At 69.8% G+C, this 21,111-nt stretch carries 19 protein-coding genes and 1 tRNA gene; 8 read left to right on the top strand and 12 right to left on the bottom strand.

Annotation, left to right across the window (positions count from 1 at the left end; translation table 11 throughout):
* Positions 1–213 precede the first annotated feature (213 nt).
* Together P0R32_RS04605 and P0R32_RS04610 are read left to right on the top strand one after the other, a co-directional pair.
* The gene (locus P0R32_RS04605; protein WP_276238778.1) at positions 214–3,357 is read left to right on the top strand and encodes an adenosylcobalamin-dependent ribonucleoside-diphosphate reductase; all 3,144 of its coding nucleotides are present in this window, start codon (positions 214–216) and stop codon (positions 3,355–3,357) included.
* A 112-nt stretch (positions 3,358–3,469) separates the two neighbouring features.
* Entirely contained in the window at positions 3,470–4,351 is an 882-nt protein-coding gene (locus P0R32_RS04610) for an alpha/beta fold hydrolase (RefSeq protein WP_276238779.1), read from the top strand.
* Positions 4,352–4,396: 45 nt separating this feature from the next.
* On the opposite strand, the gene P0R32_RS04615 is transcribed toward P0R32_RS04610, so the two are convergent.
* On the bottom strand, positions 4,397–6,262 hold the full coding sequence (locus P0R32_RS04615) for a sensor histidine kinase (RefSeq protein WP_276238780.1): 1,866 nt from the start codon (positions 6,260–6,262) through the stop codon (positions 4,397–4,399).
* A gap of 244 nt (positions 6,263–6,506) precedes the next feature.
* On the opposite strand from P0R32_RS04615, the gene ilvD reads away from it, so the two are divergent.
* Positions 6,507–8,303, top strand: a complete 1,797-nt coding sequence (gene ilvD / locus P0R32_RS04620; RefSeq protein ID WP_276238781.1) for a dihydroxy-acid dehydratase — start codon at positions 6,507–6,509, stop codon at positions 8,301–8,303.
* A 6-nt stretch (positions 8,304–8,309) separates the two neighbouring features.
* On the opposite strand, the gene P0R32_RS04625 is transcribed toward ilvD, so the two are convergent.
* Positions 8,310–9,515, bottom strand: coding sequence for a lycopene cyclase domain-containing protein (locus P0R32_RS04625; protein WP_276238782.1), 1,206 nt, complete (start codon positions 9,513–9,515; stop codon positions 8,310–8,312).
* Positions 9,516–9,631: 116 nt separating this feature from the next.
* Between P0R32_RS04625 and P0R32_RS04630 the strand changes: the two genes are divergently transcribed.
* Positions 9,632–10,084, top strand: coding sequence for a pyridoxamine 5'-phosphate oxidase family protein (locus P0R32_RS04630; RefSeq protein WP_276238783.1), 453 nt, complete (start codon positions 9,632–9,634; stop codon positions 10,082–10,084).
* 122 nt (positions 10,085–10,206) lie between these two features.
* On the opposite strand, the gene katG is transcribed toward P0R32_RS04630, so the two are convergent.
* From katG to P0R32_RS04645, 3 genes are all read right to left on the bottom strand, one after another.
* Positions 10,207–12,339: a catalase/peroxidase HPI gene (katG, locus tag P0R32_RS04635; RefSeq protein ID WP_276238784.1), complete on the bottom strand. Its 2,133-nt coding sequence runs from the start codon at positions 12,337–12,339 to the stop codon at positions 10,207–10,209.
* A 256-nt stretch (positions 12,340–12,595) separates the two neighbouring features.
* A tRNA-Pro gene (locus P0R32_RS04640) sits at positions 12,596–12,666 on the bottom strand.
* A gap of 84 nt (positions 12,667–12,750) precedes the next feature.
* Positions 12,751–13,851 carry a succinylglutamate desuccinylase/aspartoacylase family protein gene (locus tag P0R32_RS04645; protein ID WP_276238785.1) on the bottom strand — a complete coding sequence of 367 codons (1,101 nt, stop codon included), beginning with the start codon at positions 13,849–13,851 and terminating at the stop codon, positions 12,751–12,753.
* Positions 13,852–13,938: 87 nt separating this feature from the next.
* On the opposite strand from P0R32_RS04645, the gene P0R32_RS04650 reads away from it, so the two are divergent.
* Positions 13,939–14,553: a Yip1 family protein gene (locus P0R32_RS04650; RefSeq protein WP_276238786.1), complete on the top strand. Its 615-nt coding sequence runs from the start codon at positions 13,939–13,941 to the stop codon at positions 14,551–14,553.
* Positions 14,554–14,598: 45 nt separating this feature from the next.
* On the opposite strand, the gene P0R32_RS04655 is transcribed toward P0R32_RS04650, so the two are convergent.
* The 7 genes from P0R32_RS04655 to P0R32_RS04685 all read right to left on the bottom strand — a co-directional run bounded on the left by P0R32_RS04655 (position 14,599) and on the right by P0R32_RS04685 (position 19,124).
* On the bottom strand, positions 14,599–15,498 hold the full coding sequence (locus P0R32_RS04655; protein WP_276238787.1) for an RNA-guided pseudouridylation complex pseudouridine synthase subunit Cbf5: 900 nt from the start codon (positions 15,496–15,498) through the stop codon (positions 14,599–14,601).
* A gap of 5 nt (positions 15,499–15,503) precedes the next feature.
* Positions 15,504–16,082: a (d)CMP kinase gene (cmk, locus tag P0R32_RS04660; RefSeq protein WP_276238788.1), complete on the bottom strand. Its 579-nt coding sequence runs from the start codon at positions 16,080–16,082 to the stop codon at positions 15,504–15,506.
* A gap of 78 nt (positions 16,083–16,160) precedes the next feature.
* On the bottom strand, positions 16,161–16,988 hold the full coding sequence (locus P0R32_RS04665; protein WP_276238789.1) for a helix-turn-helix transcriptional regulator: 828 nt from the start codon (positions 16,986–16,988) through the stop codon (positions 16,161–16,163).
* A 363-nt stretch (positions 16,989–17,351) separates the two neighbouring features.
* Positions 17,352–17,948 carry a MogA/MoaB family molybdenum cofactor biosynthesis protein gene (locus P0R32_RS04670; RefSeq protein ID WP_276238790.1) on the bottom strand — a complete coding sequence of 199 codons (597 nt, stop codon included), beginning with the start codon at positions 17,946–17,948 and terminating at the stop codon, positions 17,352–17,354.
* A 26-nt stretch (positions 17,949–17,974) separates the two neighbouring features.
* Positions 17,975–18,451 (bottom strand): hypothetical protein, encoded by a 477-nt coding sequence (locus P0R32_RS04675; RefSeq protein WP_276238791.1) that lies wholly within the window; start codon positions 18,449–18,451, stop codon positions 17,975–17,977.
* A gap of 62 nt (positions 18,452–18,513) precedes the next feature.
* Positions 18,514–18,717 (bottom strand): helix-turn-helix transcriptional regulator, encoded by a 204-nt coding sequence (locus tag P0R32_RS04680; RefSeq protein ID WP_276238792.1) that lies wholly within the window; start codon positions 18,715–18,717, stop codon positions 18,514–18,516.
* Entirely contained in the window at positions 18,714–19,124 is a 411-nt protein-coding gene (locus P0R32_RS04685; protein ID WP_276238793.1) for a DUF2178 domain-containing protein, read from the bottom strand. The genes P0R32_RS04680 and P0R32_RS04685 overlap by 4 nt, the downstream gene beginning before the upstream one ends.
* Before the next feature lie 203 nt (positions 19,125–19,327).
* Here P0R32_RS04685 and P0R32_RS04690 point away from each other — a divergent pair, with 203 nt between their 5' ends.
* The 3 genes from P0R32_RS04690 to P0R32_RS04700 are packed head-to-tail and all read left to right on the top strand — an operon-like array spanning position 19,328 to position 21,088.
* Positions 19,328–20,368, top strand: a complete 1,041-nt coding sequence (locus tag P0R32_RS04690; protein ID WP_276238794.1) for a zinc-binding dehydrogenase — start codon at positions 19,328–19,330, stop codon at positions 20,366–20,368.
* Positions 20,358–20,666 (top strand): DUF7977 family protein, encoded by a 309-nt coding sequence (locus tag P0R32_RS04695; protein WP_276238795.1) that lies wholly within the window; start codon positions 20,358–20,360, stop codon positions 20,664–20,666. The genes P0R32_RS04690 and P0R32_RS04695 overlap by 11 nt, the downstream gene beginning before the upstream one ends.
* Positions 20,667–20,725: 59 nt before the next feature.
* Positions 20,726–21,088: a DUF7522 family protein gene (locus P0R32_RS04700; RefSeq protein ID WP_276238796.1), complete on the top strand. Its 363-nt coding sequence runs from the start codon at positions 20,726–20,728 to the stop codon at positions 21,086–21,088.
* Positions 21,089–21,111 lie beyond the last annotated feature (23 nt).

Below are 21,111 nucleotides of genomic sequence, written 5' to 3' on the forward strand. Positions count from 1 at the left end.
CACCAGTACGCGCAGAATCCAACGCGTTCAGGCTCGAATCGACAAGCGGCGCGTACGTCAAGTGAGCTTGAATTAACACAAGCGTACCGGAATCCACGCCGTTTATCTGCGTGGATCCGGTACGGAACGTCCGTCCGAAACCACAATGGAACGCCACTACGCCCACACCGAGATCTGCCGTTCGACCGGTCCTGCCGGGGAGGCCCGCGACGAATGAGTCGCGCGGACCTCGGCGCCGACGAACTGGAACTGCCGATCAAACGAACCGAAGGCGAGACGCTCGCGGAGCGACTCACCTCCAACGCCTACGACAACATCCTGCCCGCCCGCTACCTCCGCAAGGACGCGGACGGCGAGCCCGTCGAGACGCAGGAGGAACTGTTCGAGCGCGTCGGCCGCAACGTCGCGCTCGCGGAGGCGGTGTACGAGGCCGACGAGCCCGTCACCGTCACGCCCGACCAGCTCAAGCCCGACCACCCGCGCCGCGACGAACTCGCTGCCGAGGTGTTCGGCGCCGGCGTCACCGCGGACGACGACGCCGAGACTGAGCTGACCGTCTACAACGTCAACAAGTTCGCCTACGAGACGGTCGTCCCCGAACTGCCCGACGGCGTGCGCGAGCACGTCGAGGAGACGGCCGCCGAGTTCCAGGAGCTGATGGAGCGGCTCTCCTTTATGCCGAACTCGCCGACGCTGATGAACGCCGGCGACGAACTCCAGCAGCTGTCGGCGTGTTTCGTCGACTCGCCCGGCGACGACATCGACGACATCCACCAGACCGCCAAGGAGGCCGCGCAGGTGTTCCAGTCCGGCGGCGGGATGGGGTACGCGTTCTGGAAGCTCCGCCCGTACGGCGACGCGGTCGGCTCCACCGGTGGCATCGCCTCCGGCCCGATCACGTTCATGCGGACGTTCGACCAGATGTGCGAGACCATCGCGCAGGGCGGTGCCCGCCGCGGCGCCCAGATGGGCGTCATGCGCGTCTCGCACCCGGACGTCATCCAGTTCATCCACGCGAAGAACAAGGACGTGAGCCTCGCGAACACGCTCCGCCTCAACGACCCCGACGACTTCACGCACACGTCGTTCGCGGACGCGCTTGACGAGGCGCGCGAGCTCATCGACGACGACGGGAAGGTGCCCAAGCACCTCCGCAACGCCGTCGAGGGTCACCTCTCGAACTTCAACATCTCCGTCGGCGTCACCGACGACTTCATGGAGGCGCTCCAGAACGGCGAGGAGTTCACCTTCACCAACCCGCGCACGGAGGAGCCCCACGTCGCGACGCCCCAGACGAAGGAGCTGTACGAGATGTTCGGCCTCGGCGAGCACGTCGAGGTCGGCGAGGTGCTGTCGGTGCCGGCGAAGGCAATCTGGGACCACATCGTCCAGGGCGCCCACGAGAACGGTGAGCCGGGCGTCGTCTACCTCGAGCGCATCAACAAGCTCCACAGCTTCGACGTCGAGGAGCACCCCGACCACCGGATCCTCGCGACGAACCCGTGCGGCGAGCAGCCGCTGGAGGAGTACGAGGCGTGCAACCTCGGCCACATCAACCTCTCGACGCTCGCGGACCTGGACGCCCCCGACTGGCGTGTCTGGAGCGAGGCACACGCCGACGAGTACGACTCCGAGCAGGCCGCCGTCGAGGCGTTCCTCGAGGAGGCAATCGACTGGGACGAGTTCGACTACCGCATCGACATGGGGACGCGCTTCCTCGAGAACGTCGTCACCATGTCGGACTTCCCGGTCGAGAAGATCGAGGAGAAGGTCCGCGACATGCGGAAGATCGGACTCGGCGTCATGGGGCTGGCACAGCTGTACATCCAGCTGGGCGTCCGCTACGGCTCGGAGACGGGGAACCTCGTCGCCGAGGAGCTGATGACCCACATCAACCACGGGTCGAAGGCCGCCAGTCACGAACTCGCCGAGGAGCGCGGCTCCTTCAACGACTGGGCCGACTCGAAGTACGCCGACCCCGTCCGCTACGCCGACTGGTTCGAGCAGTACGTCGGCGAGGACCCCCACGACTGGGAGGACGGCTACCCGATCCGCAACCACAACACGACGACCATCGCGCCGACGGGCACCACGTCGATGGTGGGCAACACCACCGGCGGCTGTGAGCCCATCTACAACGTCGCCTACTACAAGAACGTCTCCGACGACGTGCAGGGCGACGAGATGCTCGTCGAGTTCGACGACTACTTCCTCCGCACCCTCGAGGCGAACGACATCGACGTCGACGCCGTGAAGGAGGAGGCACAAGCGCAGATGGCGAACAACGAGTTCGACGGCGTCGAGGGGCTGGAGACGGTGCCGGACGCCATCGGCGAACTGTTCGTGGTCACCGGCGACCTCACCGCGAAGGACCACGCGGGCGTGCAGGTCGCCTGCCAGACGGGCGTCGACTCGGCCATCTCGAAGACGGTCAACGCGCCCAACGACTCCACGCTGGAGGACGCCCAGGAAGTGTTCGAGTACATCTACGAGCACGGCGGCAAGGGCGTCACCTACTACCGCGACGGCACCCGCTCGAAGCAGGTGCTCACCACCCGCGCCGACAACACGGAGTTCGCCGACGAGAGCGAGGCCGCGGAGGCGCTCGTCGAGCAGATCACCGAGGTGTTCGGCGGCATCGAGAGCTTCCTCGACAACGAGGACGTCCAGGCCGCCCTCGACGAGGAAGTCGCGGACCTCCTCGAAGCGGCCGACGAGAAGACGGTCCACATCGACTACACCGAGAAGCGCGCCCGGCCGGACTCGCTGCGCGGGGTCACCCAGCTCATCGAGACCGGCTACGGGAAGATGTACATCACCATCAACGAGGACCCCGAGACGGGCGAGCCGTTCGAGCTGTTCGCCAACATCGGTCACTCCGGTGGCTTCACCAACTCCTTCACGGAGTCGCTGGCGAAGGTCATCTCGACGGCGCTGCGCTCGGGCGTCGACCCGCGCGAGATCGTCGACGAACTGCAGGGCACCCGCTCGCCGAAGATCGCCTGGGACAAGGGTGAGCAGATCCAGTCCATCCCGGACGCAATCGGCACGGCGATGCGCCGCTACCTCGACGACGAGGTGGAGAAGGGCTACCCCGAGCAGACGAGCCTCGACCAGGTGACCGAGGAGACGGACGCCGCGAGCGGCCCCGAGGCCGACGGCGGCGCGGCCGTCGAGGCTCCCTCGGAGGGCGCCCCCGGGCCGGAGGACGCCGGCGACGTCGAGCAGACGACCGACGCGGTCGACGAACTGATCGCGAACGGCGAGTCGCCCGAGTGTCCCGACTGTGGCAGCATGACGCTGTACTACTCGGAGGGCTGCAAGACGTGCGAGTCGTGCGGCTGGTCCGAGTGCTGAGCCGGGTCTGACGACACGCGGCTCGACTGCGGTTTCTCTCTCTCTCTCGCTCTTTCGCGCGGTCCTGTTCGGCGAGCAACAGCTATTCGCGCCGACCGCGTAGGTTCTCGTCATGCCCACCGTGGAGACGAACGACATCGAGACGTACTACGAGCGCCGCGGCGACGGCCCGCCGGTCGTGTTCGTCCACGGCGCGCTCGTCGACCACACCCAGTGGGCGCCGCAACTCGACGCCCTCGCCGACGAGTACACCGTCGTCGCGTACGACGTGCGCGGCCACGGACGGACCGGTGGCTCCGCCCGGGAGTCGTACTCCATCGACCTGTTCGCCGACGACCTCGCCGCGCTGGTGGAGGCGCTCGACCTCGACCGACCCGTGGTGTGTGGACTGTCGATGGGCGGGAGCATCGCGATGACGTACGCGGCGCGACACCCCGACCGCCTCTCGGGGCTGATCCTCGCGGACACGTTCGGTCCCGTCCCGCTCACCGTCGGGGACCTGCTCCAGCGACAACTGCTCCGGCTCACGATCCCTCCGGCGCGACTGGTCGGCTTCGAGCGAGTCGAGCGCGCGATGGTGTGGCTCCAGGAACGGCTCTCGGGCGAGCGAGTCGGCGGCGACTACGACCGGATCGAAGCGATCCGCGCCCGTGGGCCACGGATGCCGAGCGGGGAGTTCGAGAAGGTGGTCCGCGCGCTGGCGTCGTTCCACCGGACGAGCGTCGACTACGGCGCGATCACCGTCCCGACGTTGGCGGTGTACGGCGAGCAGGAGACGGCGCTGATCCGACGGCAGATGCGGAGCATCGCGTCGCTGATCCCGCACACGCGCCTGCTCGTCGTCCCGCACGCCGGTCACGCCGCGAACCTCGACAACGAGGCGTTCGTCGACGGCGCGATCCGCGGGCACCTCCGGCGCGTCTGGCCGGAGCACGCGCCGGCGCGCGACGACGACCAGGCCGCTCCGGCGGCGCCGGCGTCCGACGCGTCGTGAACGCCGGCGCGCGAGCGTAGGCCGGCCCCGGCGTCGCGCCTCCCGTCAGACGGACGTGCGGGACTCGTCGGGGGCGTCGGCGTCCGCGGCGGTCGACGGTGCCGTCGGCGGCCCGGCGACGGGGAGCGTCACCGAGACGGTCGTCCCGCCGTCGTGTCCGTCGGTGGCGGTGACCGACCCCCCGGAGAGCCGGACGATCCGGTTGACGAGCCACAGGCCGAGGCCGCTCGCACGTTCGAGCGAGGGGTCGTCGCCGACGAGTATCGCCCGGTCGTCGGGCGGGAGACCCGGGCCGTCGTCCGCGACGCGGAGTTCGACGGTCGACCCGTCGGCCGCGACGGTCAGCGAGACGACGAGGTGCGGCTGGTCGCCGTCGGCGTGTTCGATGGCGTTCTCGATCAGGTTGTCGACCACCGACGGGAACGCGGCGACGGCGGAGATGTGGACGGCGCCGTCCGGCAGCGACGTGTCGAGGCGCACGCCCGGGTGCTCCCTGGTCGCCTGCTCGCAGCGGCGGCGGACGACGGCGGTCGCGTCGAACCGGCGGACGTCGGTGTCGGCGTCCACGACCGAGTCCGCGAGTGCGGCCTGTTCGGTGACGTCGATCATCCCGTCGGCCCGTGCGGTGAGCACGTCGAGCGCGTCGGCGACGGCGTCCGTGTCGGCGTCGCCGAGTTCCTGCCGGAGCAGGTCCAGGTAGCCGTCGATCACCGAGATGTCGTTCCGGAGGTCGTGGCGGAGCATCCGGTTGAGCACCGCCGCACGCTGTTCTGCCAGCCGGCGGTCGGTGATGTCCCTGAACACGAGGGCGACCGCGTCGGTCCCCGCGAGCGCGCTGACCGAGACGGTGAACGTGCGCGGGCCGCCGGCACCGACTCGGTCGTCGGTGTCGGTCGCGTCGGCAGGGTCGGCCACACGGTCGTCCGCGGTGGTCGACGTCCCGCTGGTCGCCGGCGGTTCCCGAGCGGGCGGCTCGTCGAACGTGACGGTCACGTCGGCCCGCTCGTCGCTCGACGCCTCGCGGATCGCCTCGACGAGTCGCGGGTGGCTCCTGAACACGTCTGCGAGCGAGCGCCCCACCGGGTCGTCGCCCCCGAACAGTCGCGTCGCCGCCGCGTTCGTGGCCCGAACCGTCTCGTCGCCGTCGACGACGACGACGGGGTCCGAGAGTCGGTTGACGACGTGGTCCTGTGCGACGGCAATCGAGTCGAGCAGGCGGTACCGCGTGATCGCGGCCCCGGTGAACAGCGTCGTCACGGAGAACGTCACCGGCGTGAAGTCGATGACGGGGGAGTCGCCCGATGCCCCGGCGATGCTCGCGATCCCGGCGATCATCGGCAACAGCCCCGCCGCGAACACGACGAGTCGCCGCGCCCGCGCGGCGCCGGTCGTCCCCCGACAGCTCACCCCGACCCGCCAGAGGACGTAGCTGTTCACCCCGAACGACCACAGGAGGAAGACGCCGAACCCGATACCCGGCGTCACCGTCGAGCGCACGACCTCCCCGGCGACGAGTGACACGTCGCTGTAGATCAGGTTGTGTGCCCGGTTCGAGATCGCGAGCAGGGCGAATCCCAGGGGGACCCCCGAGATCAGCGGGAGCCGGTACCGGGTGAGCCAGCGGTCCTCGCCGGCGACCGCGAACGCGAAGACCGGCCACGAGGCGCCGACGATCCCGGTGCCGATCCACAGCAGGTGGTTGTACGCGACGATCACCGGGAGCGTCGTCGCACTCAGTTGGAGGGCGTACGACCACGTCCACAGCGTCGCGCCGACCGCCAGTCCGACGAACCCGAGTACCTCGGGTCCGCCGATGCTCACCCGCCGGCGCCACAGCACCAGCAGCAACACGGCGAGGGAGGTCGCTCCCGCTACCCAGAGGAGCGGAACGACGTACGTGGTTGCGGACATCTGTGGGTGGCTCCGTTCGGTCTGCCGTCGCGCGTGTCCGACTGACTCGGCGTCGCTCGGTCGCGACGGCGGTTGGTACGCGTTCAACCACAGACGCGGCTTTAAGACTAACGTCGGTACCGATTCGCCAGTCGGACACGAGGCCGGTGTGAAGCCGTCCACGCCGGCCGCTGAGCGCGCTCGCTCCGACAGCAACATCTGTTCGTGTGCGGCAGTTTATCAGGCCCGACGCCGACCCGGTGGTATGAGCGAACACCAGCCGCCCGAAGCGGACCGCGACGGCGACGCGGGTGAGGACGCGCCGGCCGACGCGGACGCGTTCGCCGGCGAGAAAGACGAGTCCCTCCGGAGCCGCGAGGTGACCGCGGGCGCCGAGCGCGCGCCCCACCGCGCAATGTTCCGCGCGATGGGGTACGACGACGCCGACCTGTCCTCGCCGATGATCGGCATCCCGAACCCCGCCGCCGACATCACGCCGTGCAACGTCCACCTCGACGACGTCGCCGACGCCGCCCGCGAGGGCGTCGAGTCGGCCCAGGGGATGCCCATCGAGTTCGGCACCGTCACCATCTCCGACGCCATCTCGATGGGGACCGAGGGGATGAAGGCGAGCCTCATCTCGCGAGAGGTGATCGCCGACTCGGTCGAACTCGTCTCCTTCGGCGAGCGCATGGACGCGCTCGTCACCGTCGCTGGCTGTGACAAGAACCTCCCCGGGATGCTGATGGCGTCCATCCGCACTGACCTCCCGTCCGTGTTCCTGTACGGCGGGTCGATCAAGCCCGGCGAACACGAGGGGCGCGACGTGACCGTCCAGAACGTGTTCGAGGGCGTCGGCACGTACGCCGAGGGCGACATGAGCGCCGAGGAGTTGGACCAGATGGAGCGCCACGCCTGCCCTGGCGCGGGCTCCTGCGGCGGGATGTTCACCGCCAACACGATGGCGAGCATCTCGGAGGCGCTCGGGATGGCGCCGCTCGGCTCCGCGTCGCCGATGGCCGAGTCCGAGGAGCGCTACGACGTGGCCAAACGCGCCGGCGAACTGGCCTTGGAGTGCGTCGCCGAGGACCGCCGGCCCTCGGACATCATCTCGAAGAAGTCGTTCGAGAACGCCATCGCGGTGCAGGTGGCGATGGGCGGGTCGACGAACGCCGTCCTCCACCTGCTCGCGCTGGCGGCAGAGGCCGACGTCGACCTCGACATCACGGAGTTCGACGAGATCTCCCGGCGCACGCCGAAGATCGCGAATCTCCAGCCCGGCGGCACGCGTGTCATGCAGGACCTCGACGCCGTCGGCGGCGTCCCGGTCGTGATCCGCCGGCTCATCGAGGGCGGGTACATGCACGGCGACGCGATGACGGTCACCGGGCGGACGATGGCCGAAGAGATCGAACTGCTGGAGGAGACGGGCCACCTCCCCGCGGACGACGACATCGAGGCGGACTTCCTCTACACCGTCGACGAGCCGTACAGCGAGGAGGGTGCGATCAAGGTGCTGACGGGCAACCTCGCACCCGACGGCGCGGTGCTGAAGGTGACCGGCGACGACGCGTTCCACCACGAGGGACCCGCCCGCGTGTTCGAGGCCGAGGAGGACGCCATGGAGTACGTCCAGTCGGGCGCCATCGAGTCTGGCGACGTGCTCGTCATCCGCAACGAGGGCCCCCGCGGCGGCCCCGGGATGCGCGAGATGCTCGGCGTCACCGCCGCCGTCGTCGGCGCGGGCCACGAGGACGACGTGGCGCTGTTGACGGACGGGCGCTTCTCCGGCGCGACGCGCGGGCCGATGGTCGGCCACGTCGCCCCCGAGGCCGTCGAGGGCGGCCCCATCGGCCTCGTCAAGGACGGCGACACGGTGACGGTAGACATCCCGAACCGCGACCTCTCGGTCGATCTGAGTGACGAGGAACTCGCCGAGCGTGCCGACGCCTACGAGGCGCCCGAACCGCCGTACCGCGGCGGCGTGCTCGCGAAGTACGCCCGCGACTTCGGGAGTGCGGCCAACGGCGCCGTCACGAACCCGAAGGCTCAGCGCGACTGAGCCAGCTCAGTCGTTCTCCACCGGCTGCCGCTCGCGCTCGGCGCCCGGGTTCACGGTCTCGTGCACCCCGAGCACGAGCGCCGGAACGACGACCATGAAGATGTGTTCCTCCAGGGGGATGCCGAGCAGTTCGACGCCGGTGCGCATCGGAATCGAGAACACGCCGACCTCCAGCGTGTACCAGTCCCAGACGTACGCGAGCGGGTAGACGGCGGCGACGGTCCGCGCGGCGCGCCACGTCGCCGCCCGGCCCGCATGGCGGAGGAGTGCGAGTGCGGCGGTTCCGAACACGACCTCCGTCGCGAGGTAGGTGTACGGGCCGAGGACGGTGACGTCCGGCAGCGAGACGCCCGCCAGCGGTCGGAAGAACACCGCCACGAGCAGGCCCGCGAGGAACAGGTACGCGCCCCGCACCAGCAGCATGGTCGCCGTCGTCGCGTCTCTCCGGACGGCGACGACCGCGACGAAGCCGAACGCGAGGCTCGCGACCGGCGAGGCCGGCGGCAGCACGCCCACCACCGCGAGCGGGACGACCGCGAACAGGCCGACGCCGAGACTCGCCACCGCCAGCGAGCGGGCACGGTCGGGACCGAGCGCGACGGCGACGGTCCGTTTGTCGATGGTGCGGTCGTACGCGTAGTCTTGCGTGTCGTCGATCACCTTCACCCCGGCGAGCGTGACGACGAACACCGCCGCGAGCGCGAGCGGGGCGACCGCGAGCGTCCCGGTCTGGGCGGCGTAGCCGCCGAGGAGACACAGCGCGATGCCGACGGGGTAGCCGAGCGTCGTCGTCACCGGGTTGGTGTCGAACTGCGGGGCGTGGAGGTAGCCGATGGCCCACATCGGCGCCGCGAGCGCGACCGAGAGCGGGGTCGCGAGGACGGCGAGTCCGACGAGGCACGCACCGAAGCCGACCGTCGCACCCGCGAGACCAATCCGACACCCCCGTACGGTCATCGGATGGTCGTCGTCCTCGCCGCGGACGTGGAAGTCGACGTAGCCGTCTTTCACGTGGGCGGTGTAGACGGCGAAGAACGCCGCGCCGGCGTACACGAGCGCGACAAGTGGGTCGAACGCCCGCGTCCCGGCGGTCGAGAGCGCCGCGCCGAACAGCGCCGTCGCGACCGGCGGGAGCATGAACACCGGGTGGACCTGCGAGGCGTACGCGCGTGCGACCGCGGCGGGCCCGCTCTCGTGACGGGCGATAGTCATGTACGTGTGGTCGCCGTCTCCGGCGATAAATCGTCCGGCGGTCGATCACCAGACGCAATCCACGTCGGCCGGAGTCGGAGAGCGATTCATATGGTCGGACGACTAACAAGAGTGGCATGAACGACTCGACCGGAGACCTGGACGCGTTGGTCGACAACGAGATGAGCGAGGCCGCCGTGGAGGCCACGCTCCGCGAGCACGGCACCGGCGTCCTCTCGATGGCGCGCGACGGCGAGGCGTACGCCATCCCGGTGTCGTTCGGCTACGACGGCGAGCGCTGCTACTTCGTGTTCGTCGGCTACCACGAGCCGAGTACGAAGGCGGCGTTCGCCGAGGCGACCGAACGCGCGACGCTCACGGTGTACGACGACACCAGTCGCGACGACTGGCACAGCGTCAACGTCCGCGGCCGCCTCGCCAAACTGGGCGACGACGACTGGCCCGCCGCGCGCGAGGCCATCGGCGACAACGCCTGGTACCCCGCGCTGTTCCGCGGCGCCGACCCCCGCGGTCGGATCGACATGTGGGCGCTGGAGGTCGAAGAGAAGACCGGCTACCAGAGCGACTGAACGCGAACCGACGGCACCGTACCGGGGGACAGCGGACGCGACGGGACCTGAAGAATCGCAGGTTGTCGGCCAGAATCGTGTGTTTCGGGGTCGGGGCCTGCCGCCGACCCCGCGACGGTGGATTACTCGAGGTCGAAGCGGTCGGCCGTCATGACCTTCGTCCACGCGTCGACGAAGTCCTCGACGAACTGCTCGTCGGCGTCGTCGGCGGCGTACACCTCAGCGACCGCACGGAGCCGCGAGTGCGAGCCGAAGATAAGGTCGACGCGCGTCGCCTCGCCCTCCACGTCGCCGGTGGCGCGGTCGCGCACCTCGAACCGGTTCTCGTCGTCGGTCGGCTCCCACTCGGTGCCCATGTCGAGCAGGTTCGCGAAGAACTCGTTGGAGAGCGTCTCCGGCTCCTCGACGAACACGTGGTCGTCGTCGCCGTACGTGGCGTCGAGCGTGCGCATCCCGCCGACCAGCACCGTCATCTCCGACGGCGTCAGGTTCAGCAGGTCCGCCTTGTCGACCAGCAGGTCCTCGCCGGCGCGAGTCGCGTCGTCCGCGCGGTAGTTGCGGAACCCGTCCGCGGTCGGCTCGAGCGCCTCGAAGGAGTCGACGTCGGTCTGCTCTTGGGTCGCGTCGACGCGGCCGGGCTCGAACGGCACGTCGACGTCGTGGCCGGCGGCGGCGGCGGCCTCCTCGAGGGCGGCGTTGCCGGCCAGCACGATCAGGTCCGCCAGCGACACGCGCACGTCGTCGTCGCGCGAGGCGTTGAACTCCTCCTGGACGTCACGGAGCGTGTCGAGCACGGTCTCCAGTTCCTCGGGCTCGTTGGCCTCCCAGTCGCGCTGCGGGCGCAGGCGGATGCGGGCGCCGTTGGCGCCGCCGCGCTTGTCGCTGTCGCGGTACGTCGACGCCGACGCCCACGCGGTCTTCACGAGCTGTGAGACGGACAGGTCCGTGGCGAGCACCGTCTCCTTCAGTTCGGCGACCTCCTCGTCGCCGACGACCTCGTAGTCGGCCTCCGGCAGCGGGTCCTGCCACAGCATCTCCTCGTCCGGCACCTCGGGGCCGAGGAACCGCGACGGCGGGCCCATGTCACGGTGCGTGAGCTTGTACCACGCCTTCGCGAACGCCATCCCGAACGCCATCGGGTTCTCCTGGAAGCGCTCGATGATCTCGCGGTACTGCGGGTCCTTCTTCAGCGCCACGTCGGTGGTGAGCATCATCGGCGTCTGGTCGCCGTCGCCGTCGGCCGCGGGCGCCTTCTCGACGGCGTCCTCGTCGACGGGGGTCCACTGCCACGCGCCGCCGGGCCCCTTCTCCGGCTCCCACTCGTGTTCGAGCAGGTTGTCGATGTAGCCGAGGTCCCACTCGGTCGGCGAGGCGTTCCACGGTCCCTCGATGCCGGAGGTGATGGTGTCGCCGCCCTTGCCCGAGCCGTGCTCGTTCTTCCAGCCCAAGCCCTGCTCTTCGATCGGTGCGGCCTCGGGCTCGGGGCCGAGGTTCGGTTCGGGGTCGTCGGCGCCGTGGACCTTCCCGAAGGTGTGGCCGCCGGCGATGAGCGCCGCCGTCTGCTCGTCGTTCATCGCCATGCGGTCGAACGTCTGGCGGATGTTCTTCGCGGACGCCTCGGGGTCGGGCTGGCCGTCGGGCCCCTCGGGGTTCACGTAGATGAGCCCCATCACGGAGGCGCCGAGCCCCTCCATGATCTCACCGGGCGCGTCGAAGCGCTCGTTCGTCTCGAACTCGCTCTCGGGGCCCCAGTCGACGGCGTCGTCGGGCGCGTAGTCGTCCTCGCGACCGCCGGCGAAGCCGAACGTCTTGAACCCCATCGACTCCATCGCGACGTTGCCCGCGAGGATCATCAGGTCCGCCCACGAGATGTTGCGACCGTACTTCTGCTTCACCGGCCACAGCAGGCGGCGCGCCTTGTCGAGGTTCGCGTTGTCCGGCCAGCTGTTGAGCGGGGCGAAGCGCTGTCGGCCGCCGTCGGCGCCGCCGCGCCCGTCGCTCGCGCGGTAGGTCCCCGCGCTGTGCCACGCCATCCGGATGAACAGCGGGCCGTAGTGGCCGTAGTCGGCGGGCCACCACTCCTGGGAGTCGGTCATGAGCTCCTCCAGATCCGCCTTCACGGCGTCGAGGTCGAGGCTCTCGAACGCCTCCGCGTAGTCGAACTCCGCGCCCATCGGGTCGATGTCGCGGGCGTTGGCGTCGAGGACGTCGAGTTTGAGCTGTTCCGGCCACCAGTCCTGGTTGGACCCGGTCATTGATCCAAACTCATGTGCTGTCGTATGTAAAGATTGTCTAATTCGGTAAGCGTGTGTTTGGTGTCGAGAAAGGAATATTGTGTTGTTGCGAAGGTCTGGTTAGGATTCGGTACCGCTGATCGCATCGTCGAGGACTGCGTCGTCGTCGCGTCCCGTGATGAGGGGCGTTCTGGGAGCTGGGTTGGTTTGGTACCAGCTGTCCAGTGAATCGTTGTGGTGCGACTCAGATTGAGATTCGTCTCGAGAGGATAAGAAGTGGGACCGCCGAGATTCGAACTCAGGTCCTACGGACCCCATCCGCAGAGGATACCACTACCCTACGGTCCCGCATCAGCGAAGAGACGAGCCCCAAGGTTAAGCCCTTCGTTTCACAGACCCCCTCCGTCGTGCGATCACACGACACGGCGGCGCTCACTCGTCGTCCGGATCGCGCGGTACCACGAGGTCGCCGTCGTCGCGGACGGCCATGCTCGCGACCGCCTTCCCCTCGTACGTCGCCAGCCCCTCCGCCCGGCCGATCACGTAGCCGTCGTGCTCGCTCTCGACCGTCGCGACCACCTCGCCGTGGGGCGTCACGACGTCGGCGACCGCGTCGCCCTCCTCGACGGCGTCCCCGACGGCGAGGCGGTGGCGCACCAACCCGGCCGTCTCGACGCGCGGGCCGACGAACCGCCGGACGGGGTAGTCGACAGGGGCGTCCGGGACCCCCTCGCCAGCGGCACCGACACCCGCGGGTACCGCGTCCAGCAGGCCGAACTCGACGGCGACGGCGCAGATGCCCGCGACGCCTGCCGCGCGGGCGTCCTCCTCGACCACGCTGTGGCCGCCCAACTCCGCCGTGATCGCGGGGATTCCGGCGGTGTTGAGCGCCGCGCCGGCGGTCGAGCGCTGGAGCGCCTGCTCGACGTACTCCTCGGCGGGGTACTCCGTGAGCACCGGGAGTCCCAATGCGCTCGCGAGGCGGTCGAGGTCCTCGGCGAGCGCCTCGGCCTCTTCTTCGGTGCGCTCCTCGCCGTACAGCACGCGGTCGCGGATGGTGAACGGCATCGAGCCAACCTGCGCGGTGTGGCAGTCGACGAGCAGGTCCGCCGAGTCAGACAGTGCTTCGAACAGGCGAGTGTCGATCCGCTCTTGCGTCTCGGGCGGGCGCGAGCGGTCGCGCTCGGTGTCCGGGAAGTAGCGGTTCGGGTCGTCGCCGCCGTAGTAGGAGGTGCGCTCGTTGCGCCGGAGGCCGGCGGGGTTGACGACGGGCGCGACGACGACGGCGCCGGCGAGGTCGTCCACGACCGGCGCCAGCGTCGCCGCCGCGTCCTGCGCGACGGCGACGCCGGTCGCCTCGTCGCCGTGGACGCCGCCGGTCACCCACAGCACCGGGCCGTCGGCGGCGCCGTTCACCACGGTCACGGGGAGTCGCTCGCTCCCGCCAGTGGGGAGCGGCGTCGCGTCGATCCAACCGTCGTCGCGCTCGCCGGGGTCGGCGCTGGCCGTGCCGACCGCGAGTGTGTCGTCCATGCCGGCGACTGGGGGTCCCCGGCGAAAAAGCCCCGACAGCCGGCAGTCGGCGTCGGCTTTATGTTCGAATCACAACCAGACAGGAGCGTGTTACGTGCCCTCACCGACCCGGACGGCTTCTTCGCCGAACGTCGCGACGACCCCGCGTTCCTCGCACCGATGTTGGTCGTGCTCGCCGCGGGGGTCGTCGGCGTCGTCGGATCGATCCCCGTGTTGCGTGCGACGCTCTCGGCGCTCCCACCGGAAGCCAGCGGCCTCGCGAGCGTCTTCGTGGTCGTCGGAGCCGTCGGCGGCCTGGTCGGTCCGCTCGTCGTGTGGGTGGTGGCAGCCGGCGTGTTCCACGTCCTCTCGATCCCGTTCGACGGCGAGGGGCCGTTCTCGCGGACGCTGAAAATCGTCGGCTGGGGGTTCGTCCCCTCCATCGTCGCCGGGGTTGTCACCGCCGTCGTCAACTACCGGGTGTACTCGGCCGTGCAGTTTCCAGACGACCCACAGCAGATCCAGCAGTTCGTCGAGTCGATCCAGAGTCGCCCGGAACTACTCGTCGCCGGCGCCGTCGGCGTCCTCCTGACCGTCTACCAGGGGTTCATCTGGGTGTACGCGGTGAGGCACGCTCGTCGGGTCGACCTCCGGAGCGCCACCGTCGTCGTCGGCGTCCCGACCGCGCTGCTGGTGGTGTGGCAACTGTACAACCTGCTGTAGTCCCGGTGTCTCGCGCGGTGGTGGGCGCGCGGAAGGCGCTCGCCTTCAGACCAGCACGCGCTCCAACTCGACCACCTCGCCAGCCTCCGCCGCCGGGTCGCCTCGTCGGCGACCCAGACAGACTGCGGCCCCGTTGGGTGTGTAGCAGGCGAGCAGGTCGCCCTCGTCGGGCGTACCCGCACCGACCTCACCGACCGCGAGTACGCCCGGCGCGTACACGGGTGCGCCCTCGGCGACCTCGCGAGCGGCGGAGTCGGCGATGGTCAGCGACGGGAGGCCGGTCATCGCGTCCTCGGCGGGGCGGAGCACCTCGCGCAGCAGCGACTCGTCCGGTTCGCCGTCAGGTGTGTCTCGGCCGTCGGCGAACGCGATGCCGTCGGCGAGGTCGTGCAGCGTGTGGAGGTCGCGGTCGTCGAACGGGTCGGTCGCGGTGCGGCGGAGGTGGCCCATGTGGCCGCCCGTCCCGAGCGCGAGGCCGATGTCGTGACACAGTTTCCGGACGTACGTTCCCGACTCACAGCGAATCCGGAGGAGCACCTGCCGGTCGGTCCGGTCGAGCACGTCGAGGTCGTACACCTCGCGCGTCCGGAGTTTCCGTTTGACGGCGGACTTGCGGGGCGGCTTCTGGTACAACTCCCCCTCGAACTCGGCGACGACGCGGTCGAGGTCCGTCGGGGCGGTGCCGTGGAGTTCGAGCACGGCGACGTACTCTTTGGCGCCCTCCAGAAACACCTGCGCCATCCGCGTGGCGTCGCCGGTGAGCGTGGGCAGACAGCCCGTCACCTTCGGGTCGAGCGTCCCCGAGTGGGCCGCGCGGTCGACGCCGAGGAGGTCGCGCACCCACGCGGCGACCTGGTGGGCGGAGGGGCCGGCGGGCTTGTCGAGGTTGACGACGCCGAACGCGGCCAACTCCGCGACAGACCGATCCTCGGGTGCCGGGCGCATGAGACTCAGAAGTCGTAGTCGACGCCCTCGACCGGCGCCTTCCCCTCGTCGGTGTCGGGGTCGTAGGAGTCGACGGCGGTCGTGAGCATGCCGAGGACGCCCTCGGGCGACCAGCGCGCGGTGTTGTACGAGAGGTCGTAGATGCTGAGGTCGTCGATGTCGATGTTGTAGTACTCGCGGTAGCGCTTCGCCTCGCTCGACTCGCGGCGGCGCGTCTCCTCGATCACCTGCTCCAGCGGCTTCTCCTCGCGGTCGACGATGCGCTCACAGCGGACCTCCAGCGGCGCGTCCAGCCAGATCCGCAGATCCGCGTGGTCGGCGGCGAGCCACCCGGCGAGGCGCGACTCCAGCAGCACGTCGTCGCGCTCGACGGCGATGTCGCGCAGGCGACGGTCGAGGTCGCGGTCGATCTGGTCTTCTTCCTCGGCGAGTTCGTTGAACTCGACCGGCGTCATCCCGCGCTCGGCGGCCAGTTCGCGGAAGATGTCACCGCCGGAGACGTGTTCGAGGTCGAACGCCTCCGCGAGCGCGGCGGCGGTGGTGCTCTTCCCGCTGCCCGGCGGGCCGGAGACCGTTAGCAACATATCCCTTCTGGGCCGCTCGCGCTCAAAAAGGCGTCCATGTTCGCGCCGGTGTGTGGGGCGCTCGCGTGGCTCGCCCCGTCACTCCGCGCCGGCGGACGCGCCCGCAGCCAGTCGGTCGGCGATCAGTTCGAGGGTGACGGGCTCTGCAGTCTCGCGGGCGTCGTCGTACTGTTCGTGCGCCCACCGCACCGCCTCTGGCGTGTCGTTGATCGCGACGCCGCCGACGCCGGTGTCCGTGTACACGAGCAGGCCCGCCTCGCTTGGCCGGTCGTCGTGGTCGGCGACCCACAGCCCGAAGCGCGCGTCTATCGGTCCGACGAAGAACTCGAACTCTCCCTCGCGGATCTGCTCGCGCAGGCGCTCGGGGCGGCTCTCGACCAGGTGGTCGAAGACGGCCGGGGTGAGCACCATCTTCGGCACCGCGCCGCCGGTCCTCGCTTCGGTGTCGAAGGTGTCGATGTGGCCACCGAGCACGACGGGCGCCAGCCCGTGGACCCGAGTCGCGTTCCGCACCGACTCGAACAGGCGGTCGACCACCCCGTCCGGCACGCTGGGGTCGGGCTGACTCACCGTCGCGCCGGCGAGGAACCGCCCGTCGACGGGGGTGTCCGCCGGGAGCGACTCGAACAGCGCCTCCGCCTCGTGGAGGCCGGCGAGTTCTGCGTGGTAGCGGTCGGCCGACTCCAGCGCCTTCGCCCCGACGACCGTCGCTTGGAATCCGCCGTCGACACGCTCTGCGAGCCCCTCGTCGACCAGTTCCCGAATGCCACGGTCGAGCGTCGTCCGTGGGACTCCGAGCGACTCCACGAGCGTCCGCTTGCGAACCGGCCCCTCACACAGCGCCGCCAACACGTCGCGGCGCTTTCGCAGAACCCCCGCCGTCTCGGATGTGTCGCCGGCGCTCATCTGTCCGGGACAGACGCACGGCGAACAGTTGTGTGTTCCGCTTGATGGGACATTTCCCGATCCGTGGGGTGGTGTCCGGCCGGTGAAGTAATGTTGACGACGACAATACGTCAAATCGCCCCCAAGCGTCGGTCTCCGACTGCACGGCCCTCCAATCCGCTCCCCGCCCGTCCCCTCGGGCGGGGACCCGCCGCCGACCGCCTCGTCTCCCGCTGACCGCCCCCGTCGCCGCTTCACCCTCGCGACGCAACTCGCACTCGGCCCGACCCGACCCCTCGGGGACCGGCCCACTCGTTCGCTCCGGTCGCTGCTCGTATCGGCGACCGCGGCGACCGTGCTCCGAACGCGTCGGACAGCCCTCGATCACTCCCGTCTCGCCAGCCCAGCGAGGTGACCCGCCTCCTCGACGATGATCGCCTCGCTCCCGAGTCTGGCGGCGTTCTCGCTCCCCGGGAGACAGAACACGGGCACCCCGTCGGCGACGCCGGCGGTCGCGCGCGTCCCGACGACCATCGTTCCGATCTCCTCGCGACTCAGCGACCGAAACAGTTCCCCGAAGCCGGGCAACTCCTTGTCGAACAGCGGCGTCACCGCCTCCACGGTCACGTCGTCGGGGGTCACGCCCGTGCCGCCCGTGGTGACGACGCAGTCGACGTCGTCGCGGTCGATCAGTCGATCCACGGTCTCTTGCACGCCGTCGAAGTCGTCCGCGATGATTTCGCGAACCACCGCCTCGTCACCCGCGTCGGCGACCGCGGCCTCGATGGCGTCGCCCGCGGGGTCGTCCTCGTGACTCCGCGAGGTGGAGACGGTCACGACGGCGTAGCCGAGCGCGTCGAGGTCGTGTGCGTGGTGGTCGTCGTCTGCGTGGCTGTGTCCGTCGCCGTGGTCGTGGCTGTGTCCGTCGCCGTCGTCGTGTCCGTGGTGGTGCTCGTCGCCGTGGTCGTGGTCGTCACTCATGGGCGGTCGTTCCCACGCCGGGCGCTTCAAGCCCGCGTCCGCAGCGACTCGCGGACGCCGTCGACGCCGAGGCGGATCGCGACTACGAGTCCGCCCACCGCGAGCGCGACCACGCCACCGACGAGGAGACCGACGCCGAGCACCCACACGACGACGGCGGGCCGCCCCTGGAGGAGCATCGCGAGGCCGACAACCAGCGACAGCCCCGTCAGCGACGAGGCGGCCCCGCCGGCGACCAGCCGGTACCGACACGAGCGGTCCGCCAGCGGTCCGAGTCGGAGGCGCCCCTCGCCGACGGGGAGCCCGTAGCCGACGGCCGTGACGATGCCGGCGACGGCGGTCCCGATCAGCGCGAAGGCGAACGCAAAGCCCACGGGGACGCCGTCGCCCGTCTCCGGGGGCGGTGGCAACTGGATGACGAACGCGGCGACGGCGACGTGGCCGGCGAGGCCGACCGCGAGGACGAGCGACCGGAGGGCGGCGAGGAGGCGGGGACGGTTCACACCGGACGTGTCGGACGAACGATAATGGGTGTTGGGGGACGGAGCGTCAGTGGGACCGTGGCTCACTCCTCGTCGAGGTCCGGGTGGAACAGCTCCTCGATCCGGCACTCGAAGAAGTCGGCGAGCCGGAACGCCAACTCTAGCGACGGGTCGTACCGACCGCGCTCGATGCTGTTGATCGTCTGGCGGGTGACGCCGACCTCGTCGGCGAGTCCCGCCTGACTCAGGCCGCGCTCCTCGCGGCGGGCGCGCACGTCGTTGTTCATCCGGCGAACTTGACGTACCCGAGCGCCAGCGCGAACACGACGAACAGCGCGACGTAGCCGTACAGGACGCCCGCGACGACCGGCGGCGCGTCGTAGACGCCGAGCGCGCTCAACGCCCGGGTGCCCGAGGCCCCAAGGATGAGGACGACCCCGGCGACGGACAGCGTGATCGTGCTCGCGCGCCGTTCGAGCTCCGTGTCGCGCTCGTCGAACAGCGTCACCGGGCTGAGTCGCCAGACGGCGACGAACGCGAGCACCCCGAGCAGGTACGTCGCCTCGGCCGCGACGGGATACGAGAGCAGGCGCAACACGACGTTGGCGACGACCGCGACCGCGACCGAGCCGTACAGCAGTCGCTTGTATCGGCGGCGTCGCGCCACCGTCGGCGCGGCGACGGCCTCCGTCATCGGCGGGCCCTCACGACGGCGGGGACGAGGCGGTTCGAGACGAGCGGGGTCGGGTCGGAGTGGATGGTGGACATGGTGTAAAGCTCGCTTTACAGTAAAGGAGACTTTACACATCGACTTATAGCTATCGGTGAGCCATCCGACACGTTCGGATCGCCGTGGGGGAAGGGTTTACTCCCCCCGCGTGGCACGTGCCATCACGCATGAAGGCAGTCCAGTTCTCGGAGCACGGTGACCGCGACGTGATCGAGTACGGCGACTTCCCCGACCCGGAACCGGAGCGCGGCGAAGTGGTCATCGACGTGAAGGCGGGCGCGCTCAACCACCTCGATATCTGGACCCGAAAGGGCCTGCCGGGGATCGATCTGGAGATGCCGCACATCCCTGGCTCGGACGCGGCGGGCGTCGTGACTGAAATCGGCGAGGGTGTCACCCGCTTCGAGGAGGGCGACCACGTCGCCGTCTCGGCGGGCGTCTCCTGTGGCGTCTGTGAGTTCTGCCGCCACGGCGAGGAGTCGGAGTGTGTCCGCTTCTCGATCATCGGCGAGCACCAGCGCGGCGTCCACTCGGAACTGGCCGCCGTACCGGAGGACAACCTCGTCCCCGTCCCCGAGCACGTCGACTGGGAGGTCGCCGGCTCCGCCTCGCTCGTGTTCCAGACCGCGTGGCGGATGCTGCTCTCGCAGGGCGAACTCGCCCCGGGCGAGAAGATTCTCGTGCTCGGCGCCTCCGGCGGCGTCGGCCACGCCGCGGTCCAGATCGCCGACTTCGTCGGCGCCGAGGTGTACGCGACGGCTTCCACCGAGGAGAAACTCCAGTACGCCGAGGAGTGCGGCGCCGAACACGTCATCAACTACGAGGAGGACGACTTCGCGAAGGAGATCCGCGACCTGACGGGCCGCCGCGGCGTCGACATGGTCGTCGACCACATCGGTGCGGCGACGTGGACCGACTCGCTCAAGAGCCTCGCGAAGGGCGGGCGCGTCGTCACCTGCGGGGCGACCACCGGTGGGCGCCCGGAGACGGACATCAACCGCATCTTCTGGAACCAACTGAAGGTGATCGGCTCGACGATGGCGACGCCCGGCGAGGTCGACGACGTGCTCGAACTCGTGTGGGACGGCACCTTCGAGCCGCGGATCCGTGAGGTCCTGCCGATGAGCGAGGCCGCACGGGCACACGAGATGATCGAGAACCGAGAGGGCTTTGGCAAGGTGGTGGTTAGACCAGACAGTGAGCTCTGAGACCGACTCCGGCACCGCCCGCGTCGTCAACACGGGCGACGGCTACGAGCGCGTCGACGCCGCGGACGACGGCGACGCGGCCGCCGACGCGGACGACGACCTCGGTCGGGCAGGCTGGGTGCTCGTCGCGGTGGTGGTCGTGGCGTTCCTCGTGATCCCGGGCGTCATCTACGTCCGCCCGACGATCCCCGGCGAGATCGGACTGCGATTCCTCGCCGCGATGCTCGTGTTGCCGTTCCTCCCGGCGCTGTTGCTGGGTGTGACGGCCGTCTGGAGTCTCGCGGTGGGCGAGGAGTAGCCGCCGCGCGAACCGCTGGCACGACATATTTTTCACGCGTCGGTCGAACGGTTCAATCCATGGACGACGCGCTCGTGACGGACCTCCGGCGGGAGGTGGGCGACGCTCTCCGCGCGGTGGGGACGTACGACGGCGACGACTACCACGTCCGGTACCTCCGCGACGACGTGGCGCCCGCCCTCGACGACGACGACCTCGACGCGATCCGCCAGGGTGCGGTGTTCGACTCGCTCGAACGCGACTACTACGAACGCCTGTTCTCGACGGCGGGCGACTTCGAGGCGACCGTCCGGCGCTTCGAGGACGCGCTCGTCGTCGAGGTACCCACCGGTCACGGCGGCGGCGTGTTGGCGAGCGTCGACCGCCACCACGACGGGTCTGTGTCGGCGGTCATCGAGCGGTGTCGCGCGGTCGCGGTGTGACCCGGGCGGGACGTTTTGCCCCC

This window comes from Halobaculum marinum, assembly GCF_029338555.1.
Taxonomy (GTDB): Archaea; Halobacteriota; Halobacteria; order Halobacteriales; family Haloferacaceae; genus Halobaculum; species Halobaculum marinum.